General features: G+C 63.9%; 18 protein-coding genes. 10 read left to right on the forward strand and 8 right to left on the reverse strand.

Going from position 1 to position 21,271, the window contains the following annotated elements; genetic code table 11:
• Window positions 1–123: 123 nt before the first annotated feature.
• Window positions 124–1,062, reverse strand: a complete 939-nt coding sequence (locus HMPREF1478_RS05550; RefSeq protein ID WP_016461100.1) for an AEC family transporter — start codon at window positions 1,060–1,062, stop codon at window positions 124–126.
• A 16-nt stretch (window positions 1,063–1,078) separates the two neighbouring features.
• The gene (gene glf, locus HMPREF1478_RS05555; RefSeq protein WP_016461101.1) at window positions 1,079–2,221 is read right to left on the reverse strand and encodes a UDP-galactopyranose mutase; all 1,143 of its coding nucleotides are present in this window, start codon (window positions 2,219–2,221) and stop codon (window positions 1,079–1,081) included.
• 161 nt (window positions 2,222–2,382) lie between these two features.
• On the opposite strand from glf, the gene HMPREF1478_RS05560 reads away from it, so the two are divergent.
• The 3 genes from HMPREF1478_RS05560 to HMPREF1478_RS05570 are packed head-to-tail and all read left to right on the forward strand — an operon-like array spanning window position 2,383 to window position 4,971.
• Complete coding sequence (locus HMPREF1478_RS05560) at window positions 2,383–3,093, forward strand: LytR/AlgR family response regulator transcription factor (protein WP_016461102.1); 711 nt, start codon at window positions 2,383–2,385, stop codon at window positions 3,091–3,093.
• 1 nt (window position 3,094) lies between these two features.
• Window positions 3,095–4,453 (forward strand): ATP-binding protein, encoded by a 1,359-nt coding sequence (locus tag HMPREF1478_RS05565; RefSeq protein WP_016461103.1) that lies wholly within the window; start codon window positions 3,095–3,097, stop codon window positions 4,451–4,453.
• Window positions 4,450–4,971: a GNAT family N-acetyltransferase gene (locus tag HMPREF1478_RS05570; RefSeq protein ID WP_016461104.1), complete on the forward strand. Its 522-nt coding sequence runs from the start codon at window positions 4,450–4,452 to the stop codon at window positions 4,969–4,971. Before HMPREF1478_RS05565 ends, HMPREF1478_RS05570 begins: the two co-directional genes overlap by 4 nt.
• Before the next feature lie 9 nt (window positions 4,972–4,980).
• Here the strand turns inward: HMPREF1478_RS05570 and HMPREF1478_RS05575 are convergent, their stop codons facing one another.
• Genes HMPREF1478_RS05575 through HMPREF1478_RS05585 form a run of 3 tightly spaced genes read right to left on the reverse strand, consistent with a single transcriptional unit; the run spans window position 4,981 to window position 9,135 of the window.
• Entirely contained in the window at window positions 4,981–5,991 is a 1,011-nt protein-coding gene (locus tag HMPREF1478_RS05575) for a glycosyltransferase family 2 protein (protein ID WP_016461105.1), read from the reverse strand.
• A 31-nt stretch (window positions 5,992–6,022) separates the two neighbouring features.
• The gene (locus HMPREF1478_RS05580; protein WP_016461106.1) at window positions 6,023–6,634 is read right to left on the reverse strand and encodes a hypothetical protein; all 612 of its coding nucleotides are present in this window, start codon (window positions 6,632–6,634) and stop codon (window positions 6,023–6,025) included.
• 41 nt (window positions 6,635–6,675) lie between these two features.
• On the reverse strand, window positions 6,676–9,135 hold the full coding sequence (locus HMPREF1478_RS05585) for a glycoside hydrolase family 3 C-terminal domain-containing protein (protein WP_016461107.1): 2,460 nt from the start codon (window positions 9,133–9,135) through the stop codon (window positions 6,676–6,678).
• Between the two features lie 130 nt (window positions 9,136–9,265).
• Here HMPREF1478_RS05585 and HMPREF1478_RS05590 point away from each other — a divergent pair, with 130 nt between their 5' ends.
• From HMPREF1478_RS05590 to HMPREF1478_RS05605, 4 genes are all read left to right on the forward strand, one after another.
• Window positions 9,266–10,165 (forward strand): HAD hydrolase family protein, encoded by a 900-nt coding sequence (locus HMPREF1478_RS05590; protein WP_016461108.1) that lies wholly within the window; start codon window positions 9,266–9,268, stop codon window positions 10,163–10,165.
• Window positions 10,162–11,424: an MFS transporter gene (locus tag HMPREF1478_RS05595; RefSeq protein ID WP_016461109.1), complete on the forward strand. Its 1,263-nt coding sequence runs from the start codon at window positions 10,162–10,164 to the stop codon at window positions 11,422–11,424. Before HMPREF1478_RS05590 ends, HMPREF1478_RS05595 begins: the two co-directional genes overlap by 4 nt.
• A 106-nt stretch (window positions 11,425–11,530) precedes the next feature.
• On the forward strand, window positions 11,531–11,761 hold the full coding sequence (locus HMPREF1478_RS05600; RefSeq protein WP_016461110.1) for a PTS sugar transporter subunit IIB: 231 nt from the start codon (window positions 11,531–11,533) through the stop codon (window positions 11,759–11,761).
• Window positions 11,758–12,231 (forward strand): PTS sugar transporter subunit IIA, encoded by a 474-nt coding sequence (locus tag HMPREF1478_RS05605; protein WP_016461111.1) that lies wholly within the window; start codon window positions 11,758–11,760, stop codon window positions 12,229–12,231. Before HMPREF1478_RS05600 ends, HMPREF1478_RS05605 begins: the two co-directional genes overlap by 4 nt.
• A 72-nt stretch (window positions 12,232–12,303) precedes the next feature.
• Here the strand turns inward: HMPREF1478_RS05605 and malQ are convergent, their stop codons facing one another.
• The 3 genes from malQ to ettA form a co-directional block, all read right to left on the reverse strand.
• Window positions 12,304–14,454: a 4-alpha-glucanotransferase gene (gene malQ, locus HMPREF1478_RS05610; RefSeq protein ID WP_016461112.1), complete on the reverse strand. Its 2,151-nt coding sequence runs from the start codon at window positions 14,452–14,454 to the stop codon at window positions 12,304–12,306.
• 41 nt (window positions 14,455–14,495) lie between these two features.
• Entirely contained in the window at window positions 14,496–14,780 is a 285-nt protein-coding gene (locus HMPREF1478_RS05615; RefSeq protein WP_016461113.1) for a PTS sugar transporter subunit IIB, read from the reverse strand.
• Window positions 14,781–15,050: 270 nt separating this feature from the next.
• Complete coding sequence (gene ettA / locus HMPREF1478_RS05620) at window positions 15,051–16,733, reverse strand: energy-dependent translational throttle protein EttA (RefSeq protein WP_016461114.1); 1,683 nt, start codon at window positions 16,731–16,733, stop codon at window positions 15,051–15,053.
• 318 nt (window positions 16,734–17,051) lie between these two features.
• Between ettA and HMPREF1478_RS05625 the strand changes: the two genes are divergently transcribed.
• Genes HMPREF1478_RS05625 through HMPREF1478_RS05635 form a run of 3 tightly spaced genes read left to right on the forward strand, consistent with a single transcriptional unit; the run spans window position 17,052 to window position 21,269 of the window.
• Window positions 17,052–17,936, forward strand: a complete 885-nt coding sequence (locus tag HMPREF1478_RS05625; RefSeq protein ID WP_016461115.1) for a biotin--[acetyl-CoA-carboxylase] ligase — start codon at window positions 17,052–17,054, stop codon at window positions 17,934–17,936.
• Window positions 17,923–19,716, forward strand: coding sequence for an acetyl/propionyl/methylcrotonyl-CoA carboxylase subunit alpha (locus tag HMPREF1478_RS05630; RefSeq protein WP_016461116.1), 1,794 nt, complete (start codon window positions 17,923–17,925; stop codon window positions 19,714–19,716). The genes HMPREF1478_RS05625 and HMPREF1478_RS05630 overlap by 14 nt, the downstream gene beginning before the upstream one ends.
• Window positions 19,713–21,269 (forward strand): acyl-CoA carboxylase subunit beta, encoded by a 1,557-nt coding sequence (locus HMPREF1478_RS05635; RefSeq protein ID WP_016461117.1) that lies wholly within the window; start codon window positions 19,713–19,715, stop codon window positions 21,267–21,269. The genes HMPREF1478_RS05630 and HMPREF1478_RS05635 overlap by 4 nt, the downstream gene beginning before the upstream one ends.
• The last annotated feature ends 2 nt before the right edge of the window (window positions 21,270–21,271 follow it).

Consider the following 21,271-nt stretch of genomic DNA (forward strand, 5'->3'; position numbering starts at 1 on the left):
TACCCAGAAGTCAGCCAGAGTCCACGATACAGAACGTGTTTTTGCACTCTTTTTTACGTAGTCTTGACACTCTGAATCTGCGCCGGGGGGTGGACGCAAAGCGTCAAACGATGGACGAAACCGTTAGCCCACGAGCCCCAAGGCGTGGAAAAGCGCTGCAATACCAACGACGACGGGCAGCGATGCGAAGGTCGTCACGAGGACCGTTCCCTGCGCGATCCGCTCCCCCGCCTTGGCACGCGTCGCAGCGATGTAGGCGTTCTGCGCGGAAGGCAGCGCCGCCATAATGGTCACCGACATGAGCGCAGGACCGGTCAAACCGAGCAGCATTCCGACGCCGCACGCGATCGCGGGCTGAAGCGCAAGCTTGCCGACGATGGCACAGGCGGTCGCAGCAATACCGGAATCCCCGGACGCCGAACGTCGATCCACGAGCGAGGCACCGAAGGACAGAAGAATCATCGGGGGCGCGGCAGCCCCCAACATGGACGTCGACACGTCGAGGAGGGTCGGCATCGGCCACCCCACAGCGGAAAACAGGAAACCGCACACCGCTGCGATGACCATCGGGTTGCGAGCGACCACCCTCGCAATACCGACAATCGATGGCCGCTGCCCGGAACCCACCAGGTCGGCCAGAACAAAGAACATCGGCGTAAAGAAACCCAGCTGGAACACCAGGATGGGAACGACCGCGGACGCGTCATTCAGGACATAGACGGCGATCGGGATACCGATGTACGCGCCGTTATTGAGGGACGAGGCCATGGCCCCCAAGGCGATTTCGCCGCGAGTCAGGCGCAGGAAGAACCTGCCAACGAGCGCGAACAGCAGCGCGGTGCCCACACCCGATGCGGCGGCCACGGCGAGCGGAACACCGAAGACTCCCGAGGTCCCAGTCGAGACGATGGCGTGGAAGAGCATCGCGGGGCTAGCCACCCAATACGTTGCCGAGGCAAGCGTGCCTGCGGCCTCGGGGCCGAGTGCACCGCCAAGACGAGCAACCCAGCCAACACCGATGATGAGGGCGATCGACAGGACCGACCAGACGATCGACGCCACGGCAGCAGGAAACCCGTCAGCGCCAGGAGGCCACGGCCTCGTCGACCTTGGTGAGGGCCGACGCAATCGCCATGTGCATATCCAGGTACTGGTAGGAGCCCAGGCGCCCGCCGAAGAGGACGTCCTGCTCCCCCGCCGCCATGTCGCGGTATGCCGCGAGCGTCGAGCGGTCCGACGGCGAGGCGATCGGATAGTAGGGTTCGTCGCCGGGGCGCGCGAATCGCGAGTATTCGCGCTGGATGATCGTGTTGGTCGCGCCGCTTCGATCCCGCTCGGGGTGCAGGTGCGCGAACTCGTGGATACGCGTGAAAGGCACGTCGCGATCCGAGTAGTTCATGACGGAGCAGCCCTGGTAATCAGGCACGTCCACGACCTCGGTCTCGAAGTCGAGGGTGCGCCAGCCGAGCTCGCCGGCCTCGTAGTCGAAGTAGCGGTCGATAGCGCCCGTGTAGACGACCGGGACCTGGCCGACGGTCGCGCCCTTCGAGAACGGCGAGGAGGCATCGAAAAAGTCCACGCCCGTGTGCACGGTAATGCGCGGGTGATCAACCATGTTCGCGATCCACGCGCCGTAGCCGTTGAGAGGCAGGCCCTCGTAGCGGTCCTGGAAGTAGCGGTTCTCGTAGGTGAAGCGCACGGGCAGTCGCGTGATGATGGACGCGGCAAGCTCGCGCGGATCCGTCTGCCACTGCTTGGCCGTGTACCCCGCGATGAAGGCGTCGTAGAGCGGGCGGCCGATCAGGCTAATCGCCTTCTCCTCGAGGTTACCGGGTTCGCCCGTGATCTCGGCGGCCTGGCGCTCGATGAGCGCGCGGGCCTCGGCCGGCGAGTAGGCTGCGCAGAAGAACTGGTTGATGGTGCCCAGGTTGATAGGCAGCGGGTAGACGACGCCCCGGTAGTTGGCGTAGACGCGGTGGCGGTACTCGTTGAAGGCCGTGAATCGGTTGACGTACGACCACACGCGCTCGTTCGACGTGTGGAACAGGTGCGTGCCGTAGCGGTGCACTTCGACGCCGGTGGCCTCGTCGATCGACGAATAGGCGTTGCCTCCGATGTGATCGCGACGCTCAATGACGGTCACGTCCATACCGAAACGCTCCGCGGCCTCGCGGGCGAACGTCAGGCCAAAAAAGCCCGATCCAACAACGAGCAGATCCACGCCACTCCCCTTTCACGGCAGTCAGGACAATGGTAGCGGCCCCCACCTGCGGGTGCGCCGACATGTGATCGACGAGGCCGGAGCGTGGACTCGCTCAAACACGAAGGAACAGCTCATTTATCCTTGGACGTATCAGCTGATTGATAAGGGAGGGTCGGATCATGGTGCGCATCGCCGTCGTCGAGGACGAGGCGCTCTCACGTCAGCTCCTCGCCGACTACCTTGCCCGCTACAGCGACGAAAACGGCGTCACCTTTGACATCATCTACTTCGAGGACGGCGGAGCCATCATCGGTGACTACAAGCCGGTCTACGACATCATCCTCATGGACATCCAGATGACGAACGTGGACGGCATGACCGCGGCACGTGCGATCCGCGAGGTCGACCAGGAGGTCATCCTCGTGTTCATCACATCAGCCGCACAGTTCGCGATTCATGGCTATCAGGTGGGGGCACTGTCCTACCTCATGAAACCCCTGCCCTGGTTCGCGTTCTCGCAGGAGCTGTCGCGCTGCCTCGAGGCCGTCGCCAAGCGGCGCGGAGCGTCCGTCCTCCTCCAATCGGGAGCATCAACGCACCGCATCGACGTCGCCGACATCATCTACGTCGAATCGATCAAGCACCGCCTCGACGTCCACACGACCTCGGGCACCTACTCCATCACCTCCTCGCTCAAAGCGATGGAAGACCAACTGGACGGGCACGATTTCTTCCGATCAAACTCCTGCTACCTCGTCAATCTTGCCCATGTGCACGGCGTGGCCGACCAAGAGTGCCTGATGACGGGCGGGGACAGCTTGCGCATCTCCCGGCCTCGTAAAAAGGCGTTCATGACGGCTCTGGCGAGCTTCGCGGGCGGGATCCACTGACGTGTTCGAGTCCCTGCCTGACATTCCACGCCTGTTCACCGCCCTGGCCGAATGGGGCGCCGCCCTCGTGTATGTGTTCGTCGTCGCGCGCTCCGCGTCGTCCAATGCCCTGAACCCGAACGCCGCTATCCCCCGCTGGCGCCTCACCGTTGCGGCCGTCGGTGGCCTCGCAGTACTCGTCGGTGCTCAGGAGGTACTCGGCCGCGCTCCCCTGTCTCTGTGGGTGCCCGGTATGATGACGGCTTACGGTCTCATGTGGAGTGTCATACGCCTGGGAACTGCACTGGACTGGCGCTGGGTGACCCACATGAGCGCACGCGCCTTCATCGTGGCCGAACTCGCTGCATCCCTGGCCTGGCAGGTCGTCGTCTACTCCCACGCTGACAAACCCTTCTGGCACCCGGTCTCCGTCGCCGAATATGCAGCTATTTCTGGGACGTGTCTGGCCGTCGTCTACTTCTTCGAGCGACGCGTCGTTCGCCAGGGCGCGCTTCCCCTTTTACGCCTCGCTGACCTTGCCTCGGCGGTATTCATCGGCATCTCTATCTTCGCCCTGTCCAACCTCAGCTTCGTCTCGACGGCCACCCCGTTTTCCGGGCGCGCGGGGTGGGAGGTCTTCTACATCCGCACCCTCGTCGACCTGGCCGGATACGCGATCCTCTTCGCGCAATTCGAGCGCATCCAACAGAGCGCCACCGAGCGCGAACTCGCGTCCATCCAGGCCTCCCTGGACGCCCAACACCACCAGTACCTCGCCGCGAAACAAGACATGGAGCAGGTAGCCCGCGCCCACCACGACCTCAAGCACCAGGTGGAGGCGATTCGCGCGGAGCTAGACCCGGGACGCGCCGCCGCATCGTTTGCCGAGCTCGAGTCTTCGATCGAGCAGATCGGACAGCAGTACCACAGTGGCAATGCGGTCCTCGACGTCATTCTGACGACGAAAGGCCGCGCCTGCGCGGCTGCCGGTATCAACTTCACGGCGGTTGCCGACGGCGCCCTGCTGGGATCCATGTCGTCAATGGACATCGCCACCCTCTTCGGCAACGCCCTCGATAACGCGATCGAGGCCTCGCGGCGCGTCGACGACCCCGCCAAGCGCCTCATCAAACTGGCGCTATTCCGTCAGGGACAGATGGTGGTCATCCGTGTCGACAACTGGTTCGACGGTCGCCTCAACACGGACGCCGGTGGGCGCCTCACGACGATCAAGCCCGACACCGTCCGACACGGCTGGGGGGTAAAATCCATCCAGTGGACGGCCCGCAAGTACGGCGGGCAAGCGGTCACGGACGTGGCAGACCACTGGTTCACGCTGACAGTGCTTCTCCCGTCCACGAATGCCCAGGAGGACTCTTGACTTTCATCTTCACCCCCCGCCTGCGCCTACGGCCCTGGAACGATATGGATGCACCGGAGCTCTACGAGCTGGCCCGCGATCCCCGCATCGGGATGCTGTGCGGATGGAGGCCCTACGAGAGCATCGACGATGCCCACGAGGCACTGTCGACCTTCCTGGCGGCACCCGACAGCTACGCGGTGACGCTTGCATCGACCGGTGAAATCGTGGGCTCGATTGCGCTGCGCATTGACAGGGACTCTCCCGAGGCACGCGTCGCCGACATCGGCTACTGGATCGGCGCGTCCTACTGGGGCAATGGTTATGCGACGGAAGCGGGACGTGCCATCATCGAGCGCGCGCGTGAGCTGGGCGTGTCGACGATCATCCTGAAGTACTTCGACGGAAACGATGCGTCGCGCCGGGTCTCCGAAAAGCTCGGCTTTACGTGGCAAAGCCGCGAAGAAGACGTGGACTACCCGCTCATCGGCAAGCGCCTCACCGTCCACCGAACGGAGCTGGCGCTCGCCGCGCGCTGAGGGTGTGTCTCAGTTGAAGCCGAGGACAGCCGCCGCGACCTTGTAGCCGCCGCGAACGACCTTCGGGGACGCGTGGCGCACGAGGCCAGCGAGCAGGTCCTGGCGCAGGCGATCCGTGGCCTCGGGGTTGATCTGGTCCATCGTCTCCCAGATCTGCTCCTTCAAGGCCAGGTGCTCGGGCGTGCCCGACAGCTGGGCCATGACCGAGCAGACAACGGCGTTAATACGCAGGTAGTGGACCATGTACCGCCAGAGCTTGTCCTCGACCTCGGCACGCGGGGGCAGCGCACGGGTCATCGCCTCGTTGACGCGGGCGAGCTGGTCCAGGCGCGTGATCATGACCTTCTCGTTGACGGACTGGTCGTCACGCCCAATGAAGTAGTGGTACAGGTCCACGTCCAGGTAGCGGATCGTGGAAATGTAGGGCAGCGGCACGAACGAGTAGAGGTAGTCCACGTAGAACGTGTGTTCGGGCATCACCAGGCCGGACGCGCGCACGACCTCCGTGCGCATCGTCAGGGCGTGCATCATGAGGTACTGGTCGTAGCGGCACCGACGCAGGTCCGCCCAACCGAAGGTACGGCCTCGAGGTAGAACGTTGCGGTATCGGATGACAGCCTTGACAGATTTTCCCTGCTTGTCGTAGACGTAGTTGGTGACGAGCAGGTCCAGGTCGCGCCCGGCCTCGCGTTCCTCACGCAACACGTCGAGGACGGCGTTCGTGGCGCGACGGTCCAGCCAGTCGTCGGAGTCGACGACGCGCACGTGCGTGCCAGTGGCGGCGGCGAGACCGGCGTTCACGGCGCCACCGTGCCCCTTGTTTTCCTGGTGGATGACCTTGACAGAGGGGTAACGAGCGGCCCACTCGTCGGCAATTTCTGCGGTGCGGTCCTTCGAGCCGTCGTTGACGATGATCGCCTCGAGTTCGTCGCCGTATCCGACGAGCGTCGTGAGCACCCGATCAAGGTAGTCTTCGGAATTGTAGGCGGGCACAATAACCGTTAGCAGCGGCGCGCTCATGGCGTCTCCTCTCGTGAAGTCTGCCAGTAGTCTACTGTGCGTCGCTGGCCTGCGCGTCCTCCTCCGAGGGTTCCTGTTTAAAGATCACCTTAAAGATGGGGAAGAACACCCAGAAGGAGATCGCCGCGTTGATGATCATCGTGACGACGTCTGCGAATGTTTCGCCACCCGCGCCCATCGTCGAAATCGCCCACGCGTAGATCGGATCCTTGTAGAGGACCTGGAGGGCTGCCGCCGCGATCGTGATGACGACGTAGGCGACCGCGTACCAGAAGGCCGCCTTCCCAAGCGAGGAATTGGACTTGAAGGTGACGTTGCGCTGGGCGAAGAAGTTGATGACCTGGGCGATCAGCAAGGTGATCTCGACGGCCAGGAAGTACGCGAGGCCGCCGCCCCCGCCCACCGACATCGAACCGGCCGGGTAGTCGAAGAGGAAGACCGTGTGCCCGTGCGAGGCGCCGACGGGCAGGAACTGGAATGCCGTGTCGACGAGGCTCGTGTGCGCGAATGCCGCCTTGAATGCCGGCATGAGGACCAGCTGCAGCACCGTAATGCCGTTGGAGAGGATGAAGAAGACGATGAACTGGGCGGCCGTGGTGTGCTTGTCTTCGAAGGCGGTCCACCAGCGCTTGAGAGCCTGCATGAATTGTCCTTTGGTCAGTGTGAAACGAGGCCGGGGCCGCGTCATCGGGTCTGGTCGAGTTCGCGCTGGGTAGCCTTGTTGGCGCGCGCGTTGGAGAAGTATCCGAGGGCGGCGCGGGTCAGGCCTCGCAGCGGCCGTCCGTTCACGGCCAGAAGGATCGCATCCACCATGTCGGGGCTGGCCGCACCATTCGTCATCTTGGCGAAGGCACGGAAGGGCATGTTCAGGATGAAGAGAATGTTGAGATCCGGGGTGCCCTTGGCATCGGCCTTGGCTTTCATGGCGTGGAGCTTGCGTCCGGCGACTCGGGCGAGCCAGGTCTTGGCGCGTGTCAGTTCGGACAGCGGATCGGCTGCTCCCAGGTCGTCCGCAGGGTGGGCGGTCGGTATCGTCCGTCCCAGCAGGACGGCGAACTCGCCGTTGGTGATGCCCGCAACGTCGGCGTTCAGGTAGTGACCGAGGGCAGGGTCGATCGGCGAGGGCGTGGTCCCTTCGACCTCGAGGGTGGCGCTCAGCGGCGTGTCGGAGACGTTGCGTCCCACGTGGATCGTCCAGGTTCCTGCCTCGGTTTCCCACGCTGCGCGCGACGTCTCCCAGTGACGGAACGTGTAGCGGTCGAAGGGAATCGTCACGCTCACCGATTCTCCGGCGCTGACCTCGACCTTGGTAAAGCCCTTGAGTTCGCGGGCGGGACCGAACACGCCGCCGGGGGCGCTCACGTAGAGCTGGACGACCTCGGCACCGTCACGCTCGGACGTATTGGTGAGCGTGAGGGTCGCCCCATCCTCGTTCACGACGAGGTCGGAGTACTCGAAGCGCGAGTAAGACAGCCCATAGCCAAAGGGGAAGGCAACGTCGATGCCCGCGGTCGTGAAGTATCGGTAGCCGACGAAGGGGCCTTCGCGGTAGTACGACAGCGGGCCGGTCGCCGGGTACCAGGCGGCGGTCGGATGATCCTCGTGCGAGCGCGCATAGGTTTCTGCCAGGCGCCCCGAGGGATTGACAGTGCCGGTGAGGACGTCAAGCATCGCGCCGGCCCCTCCCTGACCACCCAGGTAGCCGTTGACGAGGGCGGGCACGGAATCAGCCCACGGCATCTCGACGCTGGCCCCGCCGGTCAGGACGACCACGGTGCGCGGATTGGCTGCAACGACGGCCTCGATGAGACGATCCTGTCCCTCGGGCAGGCGCATGTGGGGGCGGTCCAGCCCCTCGGATTCGGCGAGTTCGTCCAGACCGACGTAGACGAGCGCGACGTCAGCGCTCGCGGCGAGGGCCACGGCCTCGGAAATGAGGGCGTCGTTCGTTCCCCCATGACGGTCATAACCGCGGGCGTACCCGGTGAGAACGAGGCCTCGGGCATCCTCTCCCCCAGCCTCGAGCAGCTCGCGCGGAGCCTCGGTACGCGTCGGATTGACCTGGGAGGAACCCGATCCCTGGAAGCGCGGTGTATCCGCAAGATCGCCGATGAGGGCGACATTCGTACCGGCGCTCAGAGGGAGAAGATCGTCCTCATTGCGCAGAAGCGTGATCGCCTCGGAGGCGATGCGCGCGGCCAGCTGGTGATGCTCGTCCAGGTCGTAGGGAGTGGGAGCGGGCAGGCCGGCGCTCGCGCTCGCGACGTTGAGGACCTCCTGGGCACGCGCGTAGACGTCGGCCGCATCCAATTCTCCAGCCTCGACCGCCGCGACGATCTGACGCACACCAGCAAGGCCGGGGGCAGGCATCTCGAGGCTACCGCCGGCGCGCACCGCTGCGACGGCACTGTTTGAACCACCCCAGTCGGAGACGACCATGCCGTCGAAACCCCACTCGGTGCGCAGGATGTCGGTCAGCAGGTGCTTGTTCTCGTGTGCGTAGGTACCGTTGACGAGGTTGTAGGAGCTCATGATCGCTCGCGGCTGAGCGGTGCGGCACACGATCTCGAATCCGGTCAGGTAGATCTCACGCATCGTGCGCTCGTCCACGATGGAATCCGAGGCCATGCGGCGCAGTTCCTGAGAGTTGACGGCGAAGTGCTTGGGGCAGGCTGCGGTACCCGTGGATTGGATTCCTTCGACGAGGCCGACGGCCATGCGTCCGGAAAGGATCGGGTCCTCGGAAAAGTACTCAAAGTTGCGTCCGCACAGCGGCGAGCGCTTGATGTTGAGGCCGGGACCGAGCAGAACGTCGACGCCGAGGCCACGGGCCTCGACACCCAGCGCCTCGCCCATCTCACGCGCCAGGTCGGGGTTCCAGGTGGCTGCGACGGCGGACGCCGTCGGGAAGCAGGTCGCTTTCTCGGACTCCGCGATGCCCAGGTGGTCGGCGTCGCCAAGCTGGCGGCGCACGCCGTGCGGGCCATCGCTCATGACAAAGGAGGGGACATTCGCAGCGGGGATCGCGCGCGAGTCCCAGGCGCTGGCTCCCGACAGAAGAGCTGCCGCCTGCAGCAGCGTCAGGTCATTGGCGTCGCTCAGTGCTTGGTGTTCCATCGTCGTGAACTGCCTTTCATGCTCCATCGCGGGTATCGTCGATGATTCTAGTGTGGCCCACCGCCGCCTCGGTCAACCGACCATGCGCATGATTTGTCGTTTGCGGGCCGTGTTCTGCGCATCCGAGGGCTTGTCGTCCCTGAGATAAGATTGCTCTATGACGAACACCGATGGTTCTGCGCAGGCACGCAGCGAGGCTGAATCTCCCCATGCGGTTTTTGTCGACATCGACGGAACGCTGTGCGATTCACGCCAGCGCATCCCGCGCTCAGCGATCGAGGCTCTGCACGAGGTCCGGAGCAACGGACACCGCCTCTTTGCCTGCACGGGGCGCTCGGCACCCGAGGTCTACCCACGCTTCTGGGACGTCGGTTTCGAAGGACTTGTCGGAGGTGCCGGCGGATACGCCCGCGTCGGCAACCGGATACTGGTCGATGAGCGCATGCCCCGCGAGCACGTCGAGGTCTTGACTGCCCTGTGGGAGGAGCTCGACGCCTTCTACATCTGGCAGGGTCCGGACCAGATGGGCCCGTCGGAGGGGTATCTCGACTTTTTCGTCCCCAGGGCAGGGTCGCACCCCGAAGACTGGATCGAATATGCCCAGTCGATCACGCCCTTCATCGTCGACATCGGCAGCGGTACCTTCACGAAGGTCACGGCGTACGTGCCGCCCGAGAAAGCATCGTTGGAGCGGGTGACGGCCGCGCTTCCCGCCGGATACCGTGCGATTATCGGCTCGGTGGGAGCAGCAGGATACGTACCTTTCGAGGTCGTCCCCGCCCACTTGTCGAAGGCCGTCGGAATCAGCGCGGTCTGCGAATATGTCGGCATTCCCCGCTCCCGCACCGTTGCACTCGGCGACTCCAACAACGACGTCGAGGCCGTGCAAACCGCCGCGCTCGGCATCAGTATTGGGAACGGATGCGAGGCCCTCGTGAAGGTCGCGGACATCGTCGCCCCCAGCGTCTCCGAAGATGGACTCGCGTGGGCTTTGAGTGCCGCCGGGCTGACTGGACATAACCACACGAGGGGCTCTGGCCTCGGCGATACGCAGTGAGCGGATCGCTGCAGCGCTGGCTGCACCATCCCCTCACCCGCAACTCCGCTTTCATGCACCTGTGGGCGGGCCAAACTGCGGCGCAAGTGGGCTTCCAGGTCGGTACTCTGGCAACGTCTGCGATCGCGATTACCGTCCTACATGCGAGCGAGACGCAGATCGGCATTCTGTCGGGCCTGCAGACGCTGGCCTTCCTCATCGTCGGTCTCCCTGCAGGCGCATGGGTGGACGGCTGGCGTAAGCGCCACGTCATGATCGCGGCGAACCTTGCGCGCATCGCAGCGCTCGTCTCCATCCCGATTGCCTACGCCTTTTTCTCTCTCACCATCTCCCACCTCATGGTCGTCGCCGCGCTCCTCGGCCTGTCCACCGTCTTCTTCGACGTCGCCTATCAGTCCTACGTGCCCATGATCGCCTCAAAACGCTACATCGGAGCCGCGAACGGACGCCTTGAGGCCTCCTACCAGGTGGGGCGCGCGGGCGGACCGGGCCTGGGCGGCTGGCTCCTCGGAGTGGTCGCCCCTCCCCTGGCATACCTGCTGACGGCATCGACCTACGTGTGCTCGACGTGGGCGATCTGGCGCATCCGCACCCCTGAGCCACTTCCCGCCCACTCCGACGCATCACTGCGTTCTCAGATCGTCGAAGGCCTCTCCTTCGTGCGCGGACAGCGCCTGCTCTTTCCGCTCTTCTCGTGCATCGCATGCGCAGCCTTCGCGGGGGCGGGCATTCAGGTCCTCCTGCCCATCCTGGTCCTGCGAACCCTCGGCATGAGCGCCACGCAGCTCGGCCTGCTGCTCAGCGCGGGCGCGCTCGGCGGTATCCTCGGCGCTCTGACGAGGCCGGCGTGGATCACGCGCCTGGGAATCGGACGCTGCATCACCATCACGAACATTATTGGCGTCTCGGCGCTCCTCGCCCAGCCCGCATCCGTCCACGTCCCGGTCGCCGCCGCGTGGGTCATCGCCTGCTCCGGCGTCGTCTCATCGTATTTCATCACAATCTACAACGTCACCCAGATGAGCTTGCGCCAGGAAATCTGCCCGCCCGACATGCTCGGACGAATGAACGCGATCTTCCGCTTCGCGGTCTGGGGAGTCATGCCCCTTGGATCCTTCGTCGCGGGCATCGTCGCGTCATGGGTGGGCGTCGAGGCAACCATGTACATCTTCACCGCAGCGTCGATTGCGGCGGGCATCGCCATGGGCTTCACACCTGCAGCGCGCATTCGAGGAACGAGCGCCGCCGACGTCTCATAATGTGACGCGCTCGGTAGGTACAAGAGTGTCTATTCACGCACCGTCGCGATACCATAAGTGTGAGGCAAACCGCAGCGGTTTGGGTCATTGAGCCAAGGAGGACACCATGGACACCGCGACGACTATCATCGAAGCCCTGGGCGGCTGGGACAACATCTCCAACCTGGAAGCGTGCATCACGCGCATCCGTCTCGACGCGGCCAACACCGACCTCATCGACGAGGCGAAGCTGCGCGAGGCCGGAGCCTTCGACGTCGTCATCGTCGGCGACGCGGTTCAGGTCGTCATGGGTCCCGACTCTGAGGACCTTGTCGAGCAGATGAAAGCGAGCCGGTGAGCTTCCTCGTCCGTGCACCTTTCGCTGCACAGATCCTGCCACTCAGCGACGTACCTGACCCCGTCTTCGCCAGTGGCGTCGTTGGAGATGGCCGCGCACTTCTTCCCAATGCCGCCGCATCGTGTGTCACGGTACGCTCCCCCATCGCCGGCGTCGTCACGAAGCTCAAGTCACACGCTGCGATCGTCACCTCGACGCGCGGGGTATCCATCCTCATCCACCTGGGGATCGATACCGTGGGACTGCGAGGAAAGGGTTTCGCACCCCTCATCGATGAGGGAGACATCGTCGACGTCGGCAGGCCCCTCATCCACTGGGACCTGGCGCCAGTACAGGAAGCACACCTCTCCCCCTGCGTGCCCGTCATCGTTGTGAACCCATCGGGCCTGCAGGTATGCCCAGAATATGACGAGGACGCCGCCTCGGTGGACGCACTCGCTCCCCTGTTCTCCACTCCGGACGGTGAGTAATCACTACTCCGACCAATGAGCCCCGCGACTCTCTCGAGTCGCGGGGCTCATTCGCAGGAACGTTGGGCCTCGTCAGTTGACACTGCCGCGCAGCAGCGCGAACAACGAGGTGAGGCGCTCATCCGTGGGCAGCTCCTCAATCGGCACCTCGTCCCCGTTGGAATCACACAGCGGCACGCACCAGTTCGGATACAGATCCGCACCCGTACCCGGCATGTTCTGCGGACGCACATCCCCAACCGCATCCACGAGCGACGCGACGACAAGCTTCGACGGTGTCTGCGCGACGTATCGGTACAGGCCCTCAACAGTCTCGCGCTCGCTGGGCTGGGCACCGTCAACGCAACCGTACTCAAGCAGGCGCGCATTCATTTGCTCCAGCTCGAGGCGATCACCGGCACGCACCGTCTCAATATCATCCGTCAGCAGACCGAGCTCGGAACGCAGGGTCGTCTGAATGCCACGAATGTAGCCGAGGGTGGGCGGCAGGTCATGGATATTGACGGCTGCCAGCGCGCGGTCACGGTAGTGCTCGGGACGCAGCGGCCAGCCGCCACCCTCCTTCTCGAACCACACGACGGACGTGCCCAGGACTCCGCGCTCACGCAGGTAGTCACGCACCCACGGCTCGACCACGCCGAGATCCTCGCCAATAACGACGGCACCCGCGCGCTGAGCCTCCAGCAGGATGACGCCCATCATGGCCTCGTGATCGTAGTACACGTAGGTCCCCTCGGTGGCGGAGCACCCGTCCGGGATCCACCACAGGCGGAACATACCCAAGATATGGTCGATACGCACGGCGCCAGCGTTAGCCAAGGCGGCACGGACCATATCGCGCAGTGGCAGATAGCCCGACTCCGCGAGACTACGCGGCGACCACGGCGGCTGCGACCAGTTCTGCCCCTGCTGAGAGTAGACGTCCGGCGGAGCACCCACACACATACCGTTGGCGAAGAGCTCGGGACGGCTCCACTTTTCGGAACCGTAGCCGTGCACGCCGACGGCCAGGTCGGCCATGATGCCGATCTCCATACCGACCTCGCGCGCCACGTGCTGCGCGTGCTCGAGCTGCTCGGCGGCAACCCACTGGCACCACTGGTAGAAGTCAACACGGTCGGCCAGCTCGAGACGTTCCATCTCGACGCGAGGCGCGGAGGAACGCGCCAGGTCCTCGGGCAACTCGATCGTGCCCTCGCGCTCAACGAGAGCGCACCAGAGCGCGTAGTTGGACAATTCCGAACCGCCACGTTCGATGAAGTGATCCAGCTGGCTCTGGCGATGATACGAGCGAGGAGCCGCAAAGATCAGTTCGAGAGCCTTACGCTTGGCCTCCCAGGAACAATCACGATCGATCAGGTCCTCACGACTGTCGAACTGGCGGGTTCCGTCACGCAACTGCACGATAGCCTCGCGAGAGGCCTGCGACAGGGATGCGAACTCTTCGATGTTTTCAGGGCGAATGTAGATCGGGTTGAGCCAGCGACGCGACACCGGCAGATACGGCGAGGTCTCCAGCGGAGAAACCGGCTGGGATGCGTGCACCGGGTTAATGAGCAGGAAGTCTGCACCCTTGTCAGCACAGATGGCTGCAAGATCCGCGAGATCGGCCGCGTCTCCAATACCCCACGAAGAAGCCGAACGCGTCGAGTACAGCTGAGCGTTGACACCCCACACACGACGCGAGGACTCCAGGAGCGGCAGCGAGAGCGTGTTGGGAACAATGATCAGGGTTGCAGACTCTACGTGGCCGCCCTCAACCGTGGCCACGAGACGATGCCAGCCGAGAGGCAGCCAGTGCGGCACATCAAAGGTCGCACGGCCGACGAGCTCGCCATCGATCATACGGGGCGGAACGTAGCGATCCACCTGGTCACACGCACCTTTGCGACCATCTTCGAGCACCCACTGGACGTTGACCCACGAGCCGTCTGGCACATGCACCGGGAAGAGGTACCCGCCGCCCTGGCGGGCGACAATCGTCGGAGGGAGGGTACGACGCCATTCGCGCTCGTCGGTGATGCGCAGCGCCTCATGAACATCCCCCACCGTGGAGGATTCATCAAGGGGCAGGCCGAGAGCACCCAGGACCTTGAGAAGGGTGGAGGCGCTGACGCCCACCCAATTCCCGTACCAATCCCAGAATCCGGTAGCAACGCCATTAGCATCGGCGATACGGCGCAGCTCATCGATGTTGTCAGATGCGGGAGCGTGAATATCCACAGAAAAGCCTTCTACGTTGCGGGCTGATGACACCATTAATACTAGGCGTGGACGCGTTGCGACAAAGACTCGATGGACGTGTCATGGGCCACGCGTGAAAGAATTGAGATCATTGCCGCAGCTACATCATCCGACTGGGCGCCACACACGATCTGGACAACGTCACCGGAACGTACGACGGCCAGCACGCCATCGACGCGCAGCGCTGCCTCGTCAACGTCTCTCTGAGACTTCACCTGAATTCGGATGCGCATCGTGCAGGGTTCAACCTCGACGATATTGAGGTGTCCACCCAGCGCGTCGATGAGCGTTTGTTCAATCGCCATCGGAGCCCCTTTCGCGCGGTCGGATACTTGCGATACGTGTCACATAGTAGATGTGACCTGCGCAAAAGGCAAGTGGCATCCGCTACATGAGCAAATGTCCGCCGATCACACATGACAGAAGCGAAAGTTTCCGCGAGCAGCTACAATCCCCCAGCCTGTCAAGCACAGACTTCTTCCAGATTGGCACAACGGCCAGATATTACGCTTGCCCACCAACACACAACTGGGGGGAGGACCTTTCGACCCTCCCCCCACAGCCAATGACGCGATTCAGTCGCGCGTCAGCTTACGGTGCGTCACGCGATGCGGGTTCGCGGCCGCCTCACCAAGGCGGGCAACCTTGTTCTTCTCATACGCCTCGAAGTTGCCCTCGAACCAGTACCAGCTATCCGGATGCTCCTCGGTTCCCTCCCACGCAAGGATGTGGGTGGCAACACGGTCGAGGAACCAGCGGTCGTGGGTAATAACAACGGCACAGCCAGGGAATGCAAGGAGTGCATTTTCCAGCGAGCTGAGGGTCTCAACGTCAAGGTCGTTCGTCGGCTCGTCAAGCAGGAGGAGGTTACCGCCCTGCTTGAGGGTAAGTGCCAGGTTCAGGCGGTTGCGCTCACCACCGGAGAGCACACCGGAAGGCTTCTGCTGATCCGGCCCCTTGAAGCCAAAAGCAGAGACGTAGGCACGCGAGGGCATTTCCACGTTACCCACCTGAATGAAATCCAGTCCGTCGGAGACAACCTCCCACACAGTCTTGTCCGGATCAATACCGGCGCGCGTCTGATCAACATAGCTGATCTTGACAGTCTCACCGATCGTCAGTTCGCCGCCATCGAGGGGCTCGAGACCGACAATCGTCTTGAACAGCGTGGTCTTACCAACACCGTTGGGGCCGATGATGCCGACGATACCGTTGCGCGGCAGCGAGAAGGACAGACCGCTAATGAGGGAACGGTCACCGAAGCCCTTCTGGAGATCCTTCGCCTCGATAACGACGCTACCCAGGCGCGGGCCCGGCGGGATCTGGATTTCCTCGAAGTCGAGCTTGCGGGTGCGCTCGGCCTCGGCCGCCATCTCCTCGTATCGAGCCAGACGGGCCTTCGACTTGGCCTGGCGCCCCTTTGCGTTCGAGCGAACCCACTCGAGTTCTTCCTTCAGACGCTTGGCCAGCTTGGCGTCCTTCTGTCCCTGAACCTCGAGGCGCTTCTCCTTCGTCTCCAGATACGTGGAGTAGTTGCCCTCGTACGGGTACAGATGACCGCGGTCGACCTCGGCAATCCAGCCGGCGACATGGTCGAGGAAGTAACGATCGTGGGTCACCGCAATGACCGCGCCCGGGTAGGACGCGAGGTGCTTTTCGAGCCAGAGCACACTCTCGGCGTCGAGGTGGTTGGTGGGCTCGTCGAGCAGGAGCAGGTCGGGGGCCTCAATGAGGAGTTTGCACAGCGCCACGCGGCGACGCTCACCACCAGAAAGGACAGAGACAGGCTGGTCCGGGGGCGGGCAGCGCAGCGCATCCATGGCCTGGTCGAGCTGAGAATCGATATCCCACGCATTGGCAGCATCGATCTCGGTCTGCAGCTTGCCCATTTCCTCCATGAGCGCATCGAAGTCCGCGTCGGGATTCGCCATCTCTTCGGAAATCTCATTGAAGCGCGCAAGCTTGCCGAAGATGTCGGCGGCGCCCATACGAACGTTCTCGATGACGGTCTTCGTGTCGTCGAGGATGGGCTCCTGCATCAGAATGCCGACCGTGTAGCCGGGGGTCAGACGGGCCTCACCATTGCTGGGCTCATCCAGACCAGCCATGATCTTCAGGATCGAGGACTTACCGGCACCGTTGGGGCCGACCATACCGATCTTGGCGCCCGGGAAAAAGCTCATGGTGACATCGTCGAGGATGACCTTGTCACCGATGGCCTTGCGAGCCTTGATCATCTGATAAATAAACTCCGCCACGTTACTCCGTTCGAGTGGTTCGGGCGCGCCTATGCGCGCGTGTTCACCCCTATGGTACCGACCCGATACGGGCCGATGAGCCGCACAGCGGGATGCAGGGGTCGGTGATCCTCATCTCAGCGCACTATTTCGCGGATTTCCCACCTTCCGCTTTCCGCAAGGCTTACGCGATGGTTACGGATGCGTAGTGATTTGTCGAAAACTATTCCAATTTTTTAAAAAACGCATGCGTAGGTTTGATTTTTAAGACAAACTTTTAAGTAACCGGGGACGAGTGTCCCCACTGTCAAACAGCATCACCCGGAGGGAGGAACGCCGTTGGATACGCCCGAACGCCTCACCATCGACGGCACCAGTGCGCTGATCTATCACGTCCACTCCACCCCCTCGACAAACGATCTGGCTACTACCCTCCTCGCCGACACAGCGACGCCCACCCCGCATCTCACAACAATCATCGCCGATTGCCAAAGCGCCGGGCGCGGCCGCCTCGGACGGACGTGGATAGCCCCCGAAGGCCAGGGGCTCCTCGCCTCCACCATCGTCTCTGTCCCCACCTCAGTTCCTACCGACCAACTCGGATGGCTCGTCTACGCCTGCGGCCTGTCTGTTCGCGACGCGCTCGCCCGGCGCCTCGAACCTCTCGGCCACAGTGCCTGCCTGAAATGGCCCAACGACGTCCTCGTCGACTCAGAACGCAAAATCTGCGGCATTCTCGCTCAGCTCGCCCCGGCCTCGTCCCCATTCACGACCGCAGTCATCCTCGGCTACGGCATCAACGTTGCCCAGCGCCCCGACAACCTTGCCACCGAGCAAGCGACCTCCCTGTACGCCGAGGGCGACGATGAGGCAGCCCAGGCAACCACCGCCGTCACGCGGGCCGTCCTCGCCGACGTGCTGTCCGGACTTGAGAAGCGAGTCCGCGCCCTCATCGCCCACGGCAACGCCCACGACAGTGGCCTCGCGAACGAAGCAGCGAGTGCCCTTGCCCTCCTCGGCCAGCGCATTGCCCTCGCCGAGCCGACAGACCCCAGCGGGCGTGTGGCACTGGAGGGCGAGGCTGTCGCACTCACGTCAAGTGGCTCACTGCTGGTGCGCACGGATGACGGTCGCACTCACGACATTAATGCCGGGGATGTCCTGGCTACTGGAATTCCTCTGACAACCGCTCACGACACCAAGGAGAAGCGTGCGAACAATTAATCGAATCCTCGTCGCTAACCGTGGAGAAATCGCTTTGCGCGTGTGCCGCACGGCCACCGATATGGGTATTTCCACGATCGCCGTCTACGCCGATCAGGATATGGCCGCACCGCACACGCGCGAGGCCGACGAGGCGCTGTCCCTGGGCGGTGACGATGCTGCGTCGACGTACCTGAATGGTGAGAAGATCCTGGCGATTGCGCTGGAGACCGGCGCGGACGCGATTCACCCAGGCTACGGATTCCTGTCGGAAAACTCCGATTTTGCGCGCGCCGTCGAGGACGCTGGTATCGCGTGGCTGGGTCCCGCCTCAGACGTGATCGATGCTCTCGGGGACAAGATCAAGGCTCGTCGCGTGGCCGAGGCCTGCGGTGTTTCGCCGGTCCCCGGCGTATCCGAGCCCGTCACCTCGCGCGAGGAGGTCGAGGCGTTCATCGCCTCCGCCGGTTACCCCGTGGTGCTCAAGCGCGCCGACGGCGGCGGTGGCCGAGGCATCAGCATCATCCGCTCGCAGGCTGACCTGGACCTGTTCTTTGCTCGTCACACGGACGCAGACGACCTGGGTGCTCACTTCGTCGAGCGCTTCGTCGAGGTCGCCCGTCACGTGGAGACGCAGTCGGCGCGTGACTCACTGGGTAACTTCCACGTCATCTCCACCCGCGACTGCTCCGTGCAGCGCCGCAACCAGAAGCTGGTCGAGGAGGCGCCCGCGCCGTTCCTGCCCGAGGGTGCACACGAAACGCTCGTGAACGCATCGCGCGCACTGTTCGAACACGTGAACTACGTTGGCGTGGGCACGGTCGAGTTCCTGCTGGAGCCCGATGGCAACATCTGGTTCCTCGAGGTCAACCCGCGCCTGCAGGTCGAGCACCCCGTCTCCGAGGAAGTCACGGGCATCGACCTGGTGCGCGAGCAGATCCGTATCGCGCAGGGACTGCCGCTCACCACTCCCCCGGAGCCTCGCGGCCACTCCTTCGAGTTCCGCGTGACCTCGGAGGATCCCTCGAAGGACCTGACCCCCACCGCTGGCCGCCTCGACGAGGTGCACTGGCCCCTGGGACCCGGCATCCGCCTCGAGCTCGGCATCGATGAGGGCGATTCCGTCCAGACTGCCTTCGACTCGATGATCGCCAAGATCATCGTCACGGGTGCCGACCGCGAGCAGGCTCTGGCTCGCTCACGCCGCGCGCTGGCCGAGTTCTCGGTGCAGGGCGTAGCCACCCCGGTCCCCGTCTACCAGGACATCATTAACGATCCTGACTTCTGCGGAGTAGGCGGATTCAACGTCTCGACGCGTTGGTTCGAGACGACGTTCATGCCCCAGCACGACTACTCGGATCTGGCTGTGCCGGCCGAGGCCTCGTCGACTGCTGATCTGCCGCGCCAGACGTACATCATCGAACTGGACGGACGCCGCGTGTCCCTGACTCTGCCGGCGGGCATGTTCAACGCGCCGGCGGCTCGTGCCCCGCGCCCGCCTCAGCCGCTGCGCTCCGCGCCGCGCCGCGCAAGCGCATCCGCCGTGCAGGCTGGGCCCCACCAGGGCGCCCCCGGCGACATCGTTGCCCCCATGCAGGCCATCGTCGTTGCCCTGGCTGTCTCCGAGGGCGACCAGGTCGAGGAAGGCCAGCTCGTGGCCGTCCTCGAGGCCATGAAGATGGAAAAGCCGCTGCTCGCTCCCCGCGCCGGAACCGTGACCTCCCTGTCGATCAAGCAGGGTGACACCGTGACCGCGGGTACTCGCATCGCCCATATCGCCACTGAAGAGGAGGCACGATGAGTACACCCAGTCCGCTCACGCGTGACGGCTTCATTCAGGCCCAGGACGCAATCGCTCAGGCCGCCGAAGAGAAGGCCGCGCAGCGCCAGCACGCCAAGAGGAAGCTGACGGCCCGCGAGCGCCTGTCTCTCTTCTTTGATGATGGCGTCTGGCACGAGGTCGGTCAGTTCATCGGCGGGTCGGTGCGTGAGGGCCGTATCGGTTCGGCCGTCGCGGCTGGTTACGGTCGCGTGCAGGGGCGCATGGTCGCTGCCTACGCTCAGGATTTCTCGGTTCTCGGCGGCACGCTGGGCAAGGTTGAGGGCGACAAGATCGTCGATCTGATTGACCGTGGTATTCGGATGCGCATTCCGATCGTCGGCATTCAGGATTCGGGCGGCGCCCGCATCCAGGAGGGCGTCGTCGCCCTGGCCCAGTACGGCCGCATCTTTAAGAAGACGTGCGAGGCCTCGGGTCTGGTTCCCCAGATTTCGATCATCCTGGGGCCGTGCGCCGGTGGTGCCGTCTATCAGCCTGCCCTTACCGACTTCATCGTGATGACGCGCGAGAACTCGCACATGTTCGTCACGGGTCCGGATGTCGTCGCGGCGACGACCGGCGAGAAGGTGACGCTTGATGAGCTGGGTGGCGCGGCGATCCACAACTTCCAGTCGGGTGTCGCCCACCACATGGCCGATACGGAGGAAGAGGCGATCGACTACGTGCGCTCGCTCCTCGACTACCTGCCGTCCTCGTGCGAGGTCGCGCCTCCCAAGTACGAATACATTCCCAACCCCGAGGACGAGGCGGCGGCCCGCGCGGTTGCTGATCTGGTTCCGACGTCGGCGCGCCAGCCCTACGACGTGCGCGACGTGGTGCGTTCCCTCGTGGATCACGGCGAGTACGTGGAGATTCAGGACCTGTTCGCTCCCAACGTGACGATCGGTTTCGCGTGCGTCGATGGCCAGTCGGTGGGTATCGTCGCGAACCAGCCGATCAGCGATGCGGGCACGCTCGACGTGGATGCCTCGGAGAAGGCCGCTCGTTTTGTTCGCTTCTGTGACGCCTTCGGGCTGCCGATCGTGACCTTCGTGGATGTTCCCGGCTACCGCCCGGGCACCGAGCAGGAGCAGGCGGGCATCATTCGCCGCGGCGCGAAGGTGATTGTCGCCTACGCGAACGCGACCGTCCCCATGGTCACCGTCATCCTACGTAAGGCCTACGGCGGCGCCTACATCGTCATGGGTTCGAAGTCGATCGGTGCGGACCTTGCGTTCGCGTGGCCCGACGCGCAGATCGCGGTCATGGGTGCCGAGGGCGCGGCGTCGATCATGTACCGCCGCGAACTGGCTGCCGCCCGTGAGAACGGAACCTTCGAAGAGACGAAGGCCGAGCTTGTTGCCCGATACGAGGAGGAAACCGTCAACCCCGAGGTGTCCGTCTCCTCCGGGCAGCTCGACGCCATCATCGCCCCCGCGGATACCCGACAGACCATTATCGATTCCCTGCACCTGCTGGCCTCCAAGGACCAGCGTGCGCCCCACGTCAAGCGTCACGACAACGGTCCCCTGTGACC

The sequence above is a fragment of the Actinomyces sp. HPA0247 genome (genome assembly GCA_000411415.1).
Lineage (GTDB): Bacteria > Actinomycetota > Actinomycetes > Actinomycetales > Actinomycetaceae > Pauljensenia.

Bases quoted from the DNA above. Each gene is read 5' to 3' on its own strand.
- HMPREF1478_RS05560 (WP_016461102.1), top strand. From the start codon at position 2,383: ATGGTGCGCATCGCCGTCGTCGAGGACGAGGCGCTCTCACGTCAGCTC.
- HMPREF1478_RS05590 (WP_016461108.1), top strand. From the start codon at position 9,266: ATGACGAACACCGATGGTTCTGCGCAGGCACGCAGCGAGGCTGAATCT.
- HMPREF1478_RS05615 (WP_016461113.1), bottom strand. From the start codon at position 14,780: ATGGCGATTGAACAAACGCTCATCGACGCGCTGGGTGGACACCTCAAT.
- HMPREF1478_RS05600 (WP_016461110.1), top strand. From the start codon at position 11,531: ATGGACACCGCGACGACTATCATCGAAGCCCTGGGCGGCTGGGACAAC.
- HMPREF1478_RS05580 (WP_016461106.1), bottom strand. From the start codon at position 6,634: ATGCAGGCTCTCAAGCGCTGGTGGACCGCCTTCGAAGACAAGCACACC.
- HMPREF1478_RS05575 (WP_016461105.1), bottom strand. From the start codon at position 5,991: ATGAGCGCGCCGCTGCTAACGGTTATTGTGCCCGCCTACAATTCCGAA.
- HMPREF1478_RS05635 (WP_016461117.1), top strand. From the start codon at position 19,713: ATGAGTACACCCAGTCCGCTCACGCGTGACGGCTTCATTCAGGCCCAG.
- HMPREF1478_RS05585 (WP_016461107.1), bottom strand. From the start codon at position 9,135: ATGGAGCATGAAAGGCAGTTCACGACGATGGAACACCAAGCACTGAGC.